The organism is Pseudomonas sp. EA_65y_Pfl2_P74 (genome assembly GCF_963970575.1).
GTDB classification, from domain to species: domain Bacteria; phylum Pseudomonadota; class Gammaproteobacteria; order Pseudomonadales; family Pseudomonadaceae; genus Aquipseudomonas; species Aquipseudomonas baetica_A.
Genome location: NZ_CAXAOQ010000045.1, coordinates 1 through 11138 on the forward strand (window position 1 = coordinate 1; position 11138 = coordinate 11138).

Annotated in this window: 9 protein-coding genes; all 9 read right to left on the bottom strand. The window is 59.6% G+C overall.

Going from position 1 to position 11138, the window contains the following annotated elements:
• Positions 1 to 140: 140 nt before the first annotated feature.
• The 9 genes from panC to dksA all read right to left on the bottom strand — a co-directional run bounded on the left by panC (position 141) and on the right by dksA (position 11021).
• On the bottom strand, positions 141 to 1001 hold the full coding sequence (panC, locus tag AACY18_RS26470) for a pantoate--beta-alanine ligase (protein ID WP_339432795.1): 861 nt from the start codon (positions 999 to 1001) through the stop codon (positions 141 to 143).
• The gene (panB, locus tag AACY18_RS26475) at positions 998 to 1798 is read right to left on the bottom strand and encodes a 3-methyl-2-oxobutanoate hydroxymethyltransferase (RefSeq protein WP_339432796.1); all 801 of its coding nucleotides are present in this window, start codon (positions 1796 to 1798) and stop codon (positions 998 to 1000) included. Before panB ends, panC begins: the two co-directional genes overlap by 4 nt.
• Positions 1799 to 2194: 396 nt before the next feature.
• Positions 2195 to 2680, bottom strand: coding sequence for a 2-amino-4-hydroxy-6-hydroxymethyldihydropteridine diphosphokinase (gene folK / locus AACY18_RS26480; protein ID WP_339432797.1), 486 nt, complete (start codon positions 2678 to 2680; stop codon positions 2195 to 2197).
• Positions 2681 to 2682: 2 nt separating this feature from the next.
• Positions 2683 to 4083 carry a polynucleotide adenylyltransferase PcnB gene (locus AACY18_RS26485; RefSeq protein ID WP_339432798.1) on the bottom strand — a complete coding sequence of 467 codons (1401 nt, stop codon included), beginning with the start codon at positions 4081 to 4083 and terminating at the stop codon, positions 2683 to 2685.
• Between the two features lie 733 nt (positions 4084 to 4816).
• Positions 4817 to 6253 (bottom strand): sigma-54-dependent transcriptional regulator, encoded by a 1437-nt coding sequence (locus tag AACY18_RS26490; RefSeq protein ID WP_339432799.1) that lies wholly within the window; start codon positions 6251 to 6253, stop codon positions 4817 to 4819.
• Between the two features lie 22 nt (positions 6254 to 6275).
• Positions 6276 to 9230 carry a sensor histidine kinase gene (locus AACY18_RS26495; protein ID WP_339432800.1) on the bottom strand — a complete coding sequence of 985 codons (2955 nt, stop codon included), beginning with the start codon at positions 9228 to 9230 and terminating at the stop codon, positions 6276 to 6278.
• The gene (locus AACY18_RS26500; RefSeq protein WP_003176118.1) at positions 9214 to 9390 is read right to left on the bottom strand and encodes a hypothetical protein; all 177 of its coding nucleotides are present in this window, start codon (positions 9388 to 9390) and stop codon (positions 9214 to 9216) included. Before AACY18_RS26500 ends, AACY18_RS26495 begins: the two co-directional genes overlap by 17 nt.
• Positions 9391 to 9467: 77 nt before the next feature.
• A complete protein-coding gene (gene gluQRS, locus AACY18_RS26505; protein WP_339432801.1) occupies positions 9468 to 10364 on the bottom strand; it encodes a tRNA glutamyl-Q(34) synthetase GluQRS in 897 nt (298 codons plus the stop codon).
• Between the two features lie 213 nt (positions 10365 to 10577).
• Entirely contained in the window at positions 10578 to 11021 is a 444-nt protein-coding gene (dksA, locus tag AACY18_RS26510) for an RNA polymerase-binding protein DksA (RefSeq protein ID WP_003228250.1), read from the bottom strand.
• Positions 11022 to 11138: the final 117 nt, after the last annotated feature.

Consider the following 11138-nt stretch of genomic DNA (forward strand, 5'->3'; position numbering starts at 1 on the left):
ACCCAAGCACTGGTCGCACTAGCCCGCAAGCTTGCCCGGGTGGTATTTGCTCTGTTGAAAAACCAGAGCGAATACTCACCTAAAGCGGTTTAGGGGCTAGGCATGAACCATAGAATCTCCCACAGGGATATCGCGGTGTTTCAGGTCGGCGTATCGAGGTTCAGGTGCAGGTTGTCGATCAACCGTGTGGTGCCAAGGAACGCCGCCACCAGAATGACCAGATCGCGGTCTTCAGCCGTCGCCGGACGCAGTGTCAGCGCATGGCGAATGTCCAGGTAATCAGGACGCAGGCCAGCGGCTTCCAATTGTTGCAATTGGGCAGTGATCAGCGCCGGGAAGTCGCGATTACCTTGTTTGATCGACTCGGCAATCGTGCTCAGGGTGCGATAGACCACGGGGGCGATGGCACGTTGTTCTTCGCTGAGGAAACCGTTGCGCGAGGACAGCGCCAAGCCGTCAGTGGCACGCACAGTCGGCTCGCCGATGATCTGGATCGGCATGTTCAAGTCATGCACCAGGGCACGTATCACCGCCAGTTGCTGGTAGTCCTTCTGGCCAAAAATCGCCAGATCCGGCTGGACCATGTTGAACAACTTGCTGACCACCGTGGCCACGCCTTCGAAGTGCCCCGGACGGCTGGCGCCGCACAAGCCTTCAGAGAGTTGCGGCACGCTGACCCGGGTCTGCCCGGTCATGCCGTCGGGGTACATTTCTTCGACGGTCGGAGCGAAAAGCAGATCGCAACCGGCTTCCAGCAGTTGTTCCTGATCCGCAGCGAGGGTGCGCGGGTACTTGTCGAGGTCTTCGCCAGCGCCGAACTGCAGCGGGTTGACGAAAATGCTCGCGACCACGAAATCCACCCGTTGCGTGGCTTTGGTGATCAGTGCGATGTGGCCGCTGTGCAGGTTGCCCATGGTCGGCACGAAGCCGATGCGCTTGCCTTCACTGCGGGCGCGGGCTACGGCGGCGCGCAGTTCGCGTACGGTTTTTACGGTGTTCATGCAGAGAATCCGTGTTCGATACCAGGGAACGTGGTGGCTTTGACTTCGCTGACGTAAGCCTTCAAGGCCGACTGAATGCTGTCCTGACCGTCCATGAAGTTCTTGACGAATTTCGGCACGCGGCCGGTGATCGACAGGCCGAGCATGTCGTGCAGCACCAGGACCTGACCGTCGGTGGCGTTACCGGCGCCGATACCAATGACCGGAATCTTCACGGCCTGGCTGATTTCAGCGGCCAGTTCACTCGGCACGCATTCAAGCAGCAACATCGCCGCACCCGCCTGTTCCAGCGAGATCGCGTCGGCACGCATCTGCCGTGCCTGGTTCTCGTTGCGGCCCTGCACTTTATAGCCACCGAGAATGTTCACGGCTTGCGGGGTCAGGCCCATGTGCGCGCAGACCGGCACACCGCGTTCGGCCAGCAGGCGGATCGACTCCGCCAGCCACAGCGCCCCTTCAACCTTGACCATGTGCGCACCGGCCTGCATCAGCAGGGCGCTGTTGGTCATGGTTTGTTCGAGAGTCGCGTTGGCCATGAAGGGCAAGTCGGCCAGGATCAGGGCATCGGTGTTGCCGCGTTTGACGCAGGCGGTGTGGTAGGCCATTTCCGCAGTGGTCACTGGCAATGTGCTGTCGTGACCTTGCAGGACCATGCCGAGGGAGTCGCCCACCAGCAGCACTTCGACACCGGCCTCGTTGCAGGCGTGGGCGAAGGTCGCGTCATAGCAGGTCAGCATGGTGATCTTTTCACCTTTTTGCTTGAGGCTCTGGAGCGTGGTCAGGGTGATGGCTGGCATGTAAAAAATCCTCGTTCAGGCGCTATGGAAACTACTGCGAGTAACGCGCGTGATTCTTCATTTACTCAGGCGCACGGTCTTTTGTCGTGCTTATAAGGCCTGGATGGCGCCCGTATGTGCCGGGTTGGCGGCAGCGGGACGCCTATAGTCGTGATGAGCCAACAGGAAGTCAATTGCGTGTGTTACCGCGTTGTTACGAGGGGAGTGTTACCGGCGTTACTGATCCGATTCAGCGGCGCGGCGGGGCTGATTCGAGGCTTTCTTGTCCGACAACATCTAATGGGGAATCGTCAATGTGTGCGGGGTTGCTCGCCAAGGCGTCGTGTCCATCGGTATCTGAATCAACGGATACTGCGCTTTGGCGAGCAAGCCCGTGCCCACAAGGGGGAACTGATTTTAAGTTTTGGAGAGGCGTTCCAGGCCGACGAACGGGCACGCGGCCAGTAGGTCGGGGAGGCTGCGGCCATCGGCCAGGCGCAGATCCTCGGGAGCTAGCTCGGCCAGTGGATACAGGACGAACGCCCTTTCCTGAATCTGGTAATGCGGGACTTTCAGCCGTGGTTCGTCGATCAACCGATCACCGAACAGCAGAATATCCAGATCCAGCGTGCGTGGGCCCCAGCGTTCCAGGCGTTCGCGGCCCTGATCGTTTTCGATCGCTTGCAGCGCATCGAGCAGATCCAGCGGCGCAAGATCGCTGTCGAGCGCCGCCACGGCGTTGGTGTAGCGCGGTTGGCCCGGCAGCAATGAGTCGCTTTGATAGAAGGCGGAAACACCGGCGACCATGGTTTGCGGCAATTGCCCCAGCGCCTCGACGGCGCTGCGCAATTGTTCGGCCGGGTCAGCGAGGTTGCTGCCCATGCCGATATAGATCCGTTCCATGCCTATTCGCCCGTTGCGCTCGGTGCACCGGCACGTTTGCGCTTGGAACCGCCGCTGCGACGACGTTTGCGCGGCGCACCGCTGGCGTCGTCACCTTTGCCGCTGAGATCGCGGATCATGTCACGACGCTCGCTGTCGTTGGCGTCCTGATAGTCCGTCCACCATTCACCCAGGCCATCCGTTTGCTCGCCCGCGCTTTCACGCAGCAGCAGGAAGTCGTAACCAGCGCGGAAACGTGGATTGTCCAGCAACAGATCGGCACGTTTGCCGCTGCGCCGTGGCAGGCGCTCCTGCATGTCCCAGATCTCGCGGATCGGCATGGTGAAGCGTTTCGGAATCGCGATGCGCTGGCACTGCTCGGCAATCAACTCGTGTGCGGCTTCCTGCATCGCCGGGATCGGCGGCATGCCACGTTCCTGCAAACGCAGCACGCGGGCCGGCAGGGCTGGCCACAACAGGGCGGCAAACAGGAACGCCGGCGTGACCGGTTTGTTCTGCTTGATGCGCAAGTCGGTGTTGGTCAGCGCTTCGCTGATCAGCGTGTGGGTATATTCCGGGTTGTGCTCCAGCGCGTCGGCACTGCCCGGGAACAGCGGGGCAAACAGTTGCAGGTCGACCAGCATCTCGAAGGTGATCGCGCCGTGTCCGGAGAGGAACAGCTTTAGCACCTCTTCAAACAGGCGTGCCGACGGGATCTCGCGCAACATCGGCGCCAGTTCGCGGATTGGCTGAACCGTGTGTTTCTCGATGCCGAAATTGAGCTTGGCGGCGAAACGCACGGCCCGCAGCATGCGCACCGGGTCTTCCTGGTAACGCTGCTTTGGATCGCCGATCAGGCGGATCAGGTGATTGCGGATGTCGTGCACGCCGTTGGCGTAGTCGAGGATGCGCTCGCTGACCGGATCGTAATACAGGGCGTTGATGGTGAAGTCGCGGCGTTGCGCGTCTTCTTCCAGGGTGCCGTAGACGTTGTCGCGCAAAATTCGCCCGCTTTCGTTACGCGAAGACTGATTGCTGTCTTCGTCGTCCTCGTTTATCGGGTGATTGGCGCGGAAGGTCGCGACTTCGATGATTTCGCGACCGAAATGAATATGCACCAGTTTGAAGCGACGGCCGATGATCCGCGCATTGCGGAATTCGGCGCGCACTTGTTCGGGCGTGGCGCTGGTGGCGACGTCGAAATCCTTGGGCGTAATGCCCAACAGCATGTCACGCACGCAGCCACCGACCAGATAGGCCTGGTAACCGGCGCCCTGCAAGCGTTCGACGATATTGACCGCGTAGCGGCTGAATTGCGTTTTCTGCAGCGAATGTTGGCCGCTGTTAAGCACTTCAGGGGTGCTGCGGATGTGTTGCGTACGACGCACGGGAGTTCGGAATGACTGGAACAGCTTCTTCAGCATGGGATGCACTGTTTGAAGGAATGTTCGGCCATACCAAAGAATGACCGCATGATGGGCGCAGATTCTAGCATTTAGTCGGGGGATGGTGTAGGACACGGCAGATTTGAGCTGTAAGCCGCAAGCTGCAAGGGTCGAGGAGGGCAAAACAGCAGGATTTCCCGGATGGGAGAAACTACAAGGGGAGCCGGAGCTCCCCAAGAAGTAGTTGCGTGCTCTTTTTATTATTGATTCGGGCTTCTTGTTTTTGTTGAGTGCCCTCGTCACGAAGCTTTTGCTTCGTGACCCTCCCAATCGGGAGCCAAGAGCAAACGGATTGCTTTGGTCGCTGAATTGCAGTGATCTCTCGATCCAACCAGTACAGGCTCTGTCTTAGGACAGTTTTTGTTGTTCTCGGCCTGGTCGTGGGGCAAGCCCCAAATACAACGCCTCTCCAAAAGAATCAGTTAGCTGCGCCTCTCGCCGTCTTGTTTTTATTGTGCGTGAGTCGATTCGTCTTATTTTTATTGTCTTGTGCATTGCTTGTTATTGTTCTTGTACCAAACATATAGCAGGTGCCGTGCCAACTTTTGCGAACCCCAATAAAACAAGGGGTTAGGTCGATCGGGCCCTTTTGTCAGGGCCAAAAAAAGCCGGGGTTTCGTTACCGATAACCCCGGCTTCTGTTACGTGGAAAGACTGAGGTAACAGTTTTTTCACATCTTCAAGCGTTACCCGCACACTCGACAGGTAACGTTCAGCTCTCGCTGGCGACCCCGGTCTTGCGTCGTGGAATGCCCAGGCGCTGACGCCGTTCCCACAGGCATTTACGGCTGACGCCCAGTTTGCGCGCCAGTTCGGTCTCGGTCATGTGGTCCTGATGCTCGAGGACGAAATGCTGGAAGTAGTCTTCCAGCGACAAGTCTTCGGTCGGTTCGTGGCTGCTGTTGCTGGCGTTACCTGAGGTTTGCGGCGGCAGACCAATGAATTCATCGTCGTCCAGATCGCTCAGCTCAATGTCGATACCCAGCAGTTCAGCGGAGATTTCCGGGCTCTCGCTGAGGATCACCGCGCGCTCGACCGCGTTTTCAAGTTCACGAACGTTACCCGGCCAGGAATAGTGACGGATGGCCTGTTCGGCATCCGCTGCAAATTTCAGGTCGGTACGGTTGATCCGCGCGCTCTGGCGAGCGAGGAAGGCATTGGCGATCTCGTTGACGTCGGCACCGCGCTCGCGCAGGGCTGGCAGTTTCAACGCGATCACATGCAGGCGGTAATAAAGGTCTTCCCGGAACTGGCCGACTTTCGCCAGGCTCTTGAGGTCTCGGTGAGTCGCCGCGATCAGACGGACATCGACCTTCTGCGATTGCACCGAGCCCACACGGCGAATTTCACCTTCCTGCAACACGCGCAGCAGGCGGGCCTGGGCTTCCAGCGGCAGCTCGCCGATTTCATCAAGGAACAGCGTACCGCCGTCCGCCGCTTCCACCAGGCCGGCACGACCGGCGCTGGCGCCGGTGAATGCGCCTTTTTCGTGGCCGAACAGTTCGGACTCGATCAGGCTTTCCGGAATGGCGGCGCAGTTCACCGAGATCATCGGTGCCTTGGCGCGTTTCGACAGGTTGTGCAGGGCGCGGGCCACCAACTCTTTACCGGTGCCGGACTCGCCCTGAATCAGCACATTGGAATCGGTCGGCGCGACTTTGCGGATCTTGCTGTACAGATCCTGCATCGGTGGGCAGGAGCCGATGATGCCGATTTCGCCGTTGCTGTTGTCGGTGGCTGTTTTGCCGCTGCCATTGGCAGATTTGCTGGCAACGGCTTCGCCCGCTGCCGGCGCCGATTGGCGATCACGCAGGATCCGCGCAACGGCCTGAAGCATTTCATCGTGGTCGAAAGGCTTGGCGATGTAATCCACCGCGCCCATCTTCATCGAGTCGACCGCCGAGCGCAGGCTGGCATAACTGGTCATGATCAGCACCGGCGTGCCCTGGCCGAGCTTGATCAGCTCGGTACCCGGAGCGCCCGGCAGACGCAGATCGCTCACGATCAGATCGAACGTAGGAATGGTGAAGCGTTCTTGTGCTTCCTGCACTGAACCGGCTTCGCTGACCTGGTACTGGTTGCGTTCCAGCAGGCGGCGCAAGGCGGAGCGGATAATGGTTTCGTCTTCGACGATCAAAATGTGCGGCATTGATTCGATACTCTCGACGGTCTCAGTTCACAGCGGACGTCGCTTCGACATGACGCGGTAAGGTCACCCGGATACGGGTGCCGCGCTGGCTTTGTACATCAGCCGGGCTGTCGATGGTGATTTGTCCATAATGCTCTTCAACGATGGAATAGACCAGTGCAAGGCCCAGACCGGTACCTTCACCAGGATCCTTGGTGGTGAAGAAAGGTTCGAACAATCGGTCCATGATGTTCTTCGGAATACCGCTGCCTTCGTCCTCAACGATCAGGTCGACCGTGTGTTCTCCGGCCTCGCTCTTGACCCTCACGGCGCTGCCGGCAGGCGAGGCGTCACGAGCGTTGGAGAGCAGATTGATCAGCACTTGGGCAAGGCGTTGTGGGTCACCTTCGACCCAGTGATCCGGGTCGCACAGGTTGTAGAACTGCACTTCGAAATTGCGCCGGTTCAGCGCCAATAGCCCGATGGCATCCTGGGCCACTTCGGCCAGACAAACGGGCTCGTCGTTATGCTGATGACCGCCGGCATGGGCAAAACTCATCAGCGACTGAACGATGCGTGACACGCGTTTGGTCTGTTCGAGAATCTGTCCGCTGATCTCGGTCAGCTCGTCGTCTTCTTCGCGTTCTTCGCGCAGGTTCTGCGCCAGACAAGCGATGCCGGTGATCGGGTTGCCGATTTCGTGGGCGACACCCGCGGCGAGACGACCGATGCTGGCCAGACGCTCGGAGTGGACCAGTTTGTCTTCAAGCATCTGGGTTTCGGTCAAATCTTCTACCAGCAACACCAAACCGCTGTTACCCGGTGCCAACGGCTCATCGATTGCCGCTTTGTGCAGGTTCAGCCAGCGGGTCTGTCCGTCGAGTGCCAGATGCTGTTTGTGCAAGTGTTCGTCCGGCAGGTTGATAAAGCCCTGGAGCAATTCTTTCCATGGATTGCCAATGGTGCTCAAGCGCGAGCCGACCACGCGCTGCGCGGCGATCCCGGTCAGCTCTTCCATAGCCTTGTTCCACATCAGGATCTCTTGGTCCTTGGCCAGCGAGCAGACGCCCATTGGCAGTTCCTGCAGGGTCTGGCGGTGGTAGCGGCGCAGTGCGTCGAGTTCGGCGGCCAGGCCCGTGAGGCGCGAGTGGTAATCCTCAAGGCGGCTTTCGATGAAGTGGATGTCTTCGGTGACGTAATTTTCGCCGCCGGCCTTGTACGGCAGGAAGGTTTCGACCATGTCCTGGGCCACACTCGGCCCCATCAGCCCGGAGAGGTTGGCTTCAATACGGTCGCGTAATCGGCGCAAGGCGTAAGGCCGACGCTCATCGAAGGGCAGGTAAAGGTCGCGCAAGGCCTGTTCGACTTCTTTCTGCGCCGCTTTGGCGCCGAGCGGTTTGGCCAGTTGTGTGGCGAATTCCTGCGGCGAGGCGGCGTGCAGCTCGCGGCGTTGCGGACGGCGTACGTTATCCACCGCGCAGGCTTCGGCGGCGCTGGCCTCTTCGGGGCTGGCATTGGTGAACAGCGAAATCAGGGTGAACATCAGCACGTTGGCGGCCAGCGACGCGATGGCCGCCATGTGCCAACTGGTGTCGTCCAGCACGTAAATCATGTTCAGCAGCGGAATGTAGAAACCCTGCAGATTGCCGACCAGCGGCAGCAGCATGGTGACGACCCAGACCAGAATCCCGGCCAGCAGCCCGGCGATAAAGCCGCGCCGGTTAGCGGTCGGCCAGTACAGCACGGACAACACGCCGGGCAGGAATTGCAGGGTCGCGACAAACGCGACGATGCCGAGGTTGGCCAGATCCTGTTCGGCACCAAGCATCAGGTAAAAACCGAAACCGGCCATGATGATCGCGACGATCAGTGCTCGACGGGTCCATTTCAGCCAGCGGTAGATATTGCCTTCGGCGGGCGGCTGATAGAGCGGCAGCACCAAATGGTTCAACGCCATGCCTGACAACGCCAGGGTGGTGACGATGATCAGTCCGCTGGCGGCCGACAGCCCGCCGACATAAGCAAGCAAGGCCAAGGGTTTGCTGTTGGCGGCAATGCCGATGCCGAGAGTGAAGTATTCCGGATCGGTGGTGGCGCCGAGCTTGAGACCGGCCCACAGGATCAGCGGCACCGCCAGACTCATCAGCAGCAGGAACAGCGGCAGGCCCCAACTGGCACTGACGAGGGAGCGCGGGTTGAGGTTCTCGGTAAAGGTCATGTGATACATGTGCGGCATCACGATGGCCGAGGCGAAGAACACCAGCAGCAGCGTACGCCACGGGCCTTCCTGCAGCGGCGTGTGCAGAGCGGCGAGGGCGGTCTGGTTTTGCAACAGCCACAGTTCAAGCTGTTGCGGGCCGTCGAACACGCCGTACAGCGCATACAGGCCAACGCCGCCGAGAGCGATCAGTTTGATCACCGACTCGAAGGCAATCGCGAACACCAGCCCTTCGTGCTTCTCGCGGGTGGCGATGTGGCGTGAACCAAAGAAAATCGTGAACAAAATGATCAGCGCGCAAAACGCCAGGGCCACGCGGCTCTGAATCGGCTCGCCCGTCAGAATGCCGATGGAGTCGGCCACCGCTTGAATCTGCAACGCCAGCAACGGCAGCACGCCGATCAGCATGAAGATCGTGGTCAGCGCACCGGCCCAGGTGCTGCGAAAGCGGAAGGCGAACAGGTCGGCCAGCGACGACAGTTGATAGGTGCGGGTGATTTTCAGGATCGGATACAGCAACACCGGCGCCAGCAAAAACGCGCCAGAGACCCCGAGATAACTGGAAAGAAAGCCGTAGCCGTACTGATAGGCCAGGCCCACCGTGCCGTAGAACGCCCACGCACTGGCGTAAACCCCCAGCGAAAGGGTGTAGGTCAACGGATGGCGAATGATCGCCCGCGGGATCATGCCCCGTTCGCTGATCCAGGCAACACCGAACAGCACCGCCAGGTACGCGGCGCTGATCAGGATCATCTGGGTCAGGCTAAAGCTCATCGGCATCTTTTTGGCTCTGCAGGATGAAGGTCACGACAATCAGGATCAGCCAGAGCAGATAGGGGCGATACCAGGCGCCCGTAGCGTCGATCCACCAATCCATGATGGCGGGAGAAAACAGATAGATCCCCACGACCAAAAGCAGGACCAAGCGATAGATGTACATCCCGGCCTCTCTTTTTTATGTGCGTGCCCGAAAACGTGCGGCGATGGTAACGGATGGCGGCGCGACTGCAAGTGTCGTCATCGCAGTTGTGCTTCGGGCAGGGTCAGTGTGCGCGGGATCTTCGTGGCGTCCCAGTGGGTGCTGCCCCAGTTGAGCAGTTCCTGCGGCGTCGCATATTCGAGTTCGGCGCCGGGGTTTTGCCCCAGTGCGCGCAGGGCCCTTAGCAGCAATGGCGTGGCTTGATCAGCTTGCAGTGGCGGCGAGCGGTAGGACTTGCCCAGTTTGTTGCCGTCCGGCTGGGTGATCAGCGGCAGGTGCAGATAACGCGGCTGACGCAGGCCCAGCAACTCCTGCAGGTAGAGCTGGCGCGGGGTGGAGTCGAGCAGATCGGCGCCGCGCACGATGTCAGTAATGCCCTGCCAGGCATCGTCAAGCACCACGGCCAGTTGATAGGCATAGAGGCCGTCGCGACGGCGGATGACGAAATCGCCGACATCGCGGCCCAGATGCTGGCGGTATTCGCCTTGCACGCGGTCGATGAAATGGTATTCGAGCTCCGGCACACGCAGGCGGATAGCGGCATCCTGCTGGTCGTGCCCGGCATTGCGGCAAAACCCGGGATAAATCCCGTGATACGGCTCCAGTTGTTTGCGCGAGCAAGTGCAGGCGTAGGCCAGACCATGGTTGAACAGGCTGTTGAGGACTTCGGCATAGGCATCGTGCCGATCACTCTGGCGCACCATCTCGCCTTCCCATTCAAACCCATAGCTTTGCAGCGCCTTGAGAATCGCGCTCTGCGCGCCGGGCTCTTCACGGGGTGGATCGAGATCTTCCATGCGCACCAGCCAGCGACCACCCACAGAGCGGGCGTCGAGATAGGAGGCGAGCGCTGCGACCAGCGAACCGAAATGCAGGTGGCCACTGGGGGTTGGGGCGAAGCGGCCGATGTAGGCAGGGGAGGTTTTGGCAGTCATGGGAGCCATATAACTTTTCAGGTTTCGCGCGCATTACCGTTGTGGGAGGGGGCTTGCTCCCGAATGCGGTTTATGAGTCAACATCTCTGTTTATGACACACCGTATTCGGGAGCAAGTCCCCTCCCGCAATGGCAGAGAAAACAGAGAAGGCAGGCAAAAGGCAGAAACAAAAACGGAGCGTTCGCACGCTCCGTTTTTTGTTCAGGTCGAAATTACTTGCCGACCTGCTTTTCCTTGATTTCCGCCAGGGTCTTGCAGTCGATGCACAGATCCGCGGTAGGACGGGCTTCGAGGCGCTTGACGCCGATCTCGATGCCGCAGGACTCGCACCAGCCGTATTCTTCGTCCTGAATCAGCTCAAGCGTCTTGTCGATCTTTTTGATCAACTTGCGTTCGCGATCACGGGCGCGCAGTTCGAGGGCGAATTCTTCTTCCTGGCTGGCACGATCGGCCGGGTCAGGGAAGTTGGCCGCTTCGTCTTTCATGTGATCAACAGTACGGTCGACTTCCTGCATCAAGTCCTGTTTCCACTTGTTCAGGATCTTGGTGAAGTGCGCTCGCATCGGGGCGCCCATGTACTCTTCGCCAGCCTTCGGAACATAAGGTTCGAAGCCGCTGATCGTCGCTTGTTGCTGTTGCTTTGCTTGGGTGGGCATGAAATGGACCGCCTCTACTCTTGTAATCCATTGCGCAGGATTGCTCCATCACCGACACCTGCCGGCCCTGCGGCTGCAAGCGGGCGAACTTACCAGATCAATTCGGCCTGCGCTACT

Bases quoted from the DNA above. Each gene is read 5' to 3' on its own strand.
- panC (WP_339432795.1), bottom strand. From the start codon at position 1,001: ATGAACACCGTAAAAACCGTACGCGAACTGCGCGCCGCCGTAGCCCGC.
- panB (WP_339432796.1), bottom strand. From the start codon at position 1,798: ATGCCAGCCATCACCCTGACCACGCTCCAGAGCCTCAAGCAAAAAGGT.
- folK (WP_339432797.1), bottom strand. From the start codon at position 2,680: ATGGAACGGATCTATATCGGCATGGGCAGCAACCTCGCTGACCCGGCC.
- AACY18_RS26485 (WP_339432798.1), bottom strand. From the start codon at position 4,083: ATGCTGAAGAAGCTGTTCCAGTCATTCCGAACTCCCGTGCGTCGTACG.
- AACY18_RS26490 (WP_339432799.1), bottom strand. From the start codon at position 6,253: ATGCCGCACATTTTGATCGTCGAAGACGAAACCATTATCCGCTCCGCC.
- AACY18_RS26495 (WP_339432800.1), bottom strand. From the start codon at position 9,230: ATGCCGATGAGCTTTAGCCTGACCCAGATGATCCTGATCAGCGCCGCG.
- AACY18_RS26500 (WP_003176118.1), bottom strand. From the start codon at position 9,390: ATGTACATCTATCGCTTGGTCCTGCTTTTGGTCGTGGGGATCTATCTG.
- gluQRS (WP_339432801.1), bottom strand. From the start codon at position 10,364: ATGACTGCCAAAACCTCCCCTGCCTACATCGGCCGCTTCGCCCCAACC.
- dksA (WP_003228250.1), bottom strand. From the start codon at position 11,021: ATGCCCACCCAAGCAAAGCAACAGCAACAAGCGACGATCAGCGGCTTC.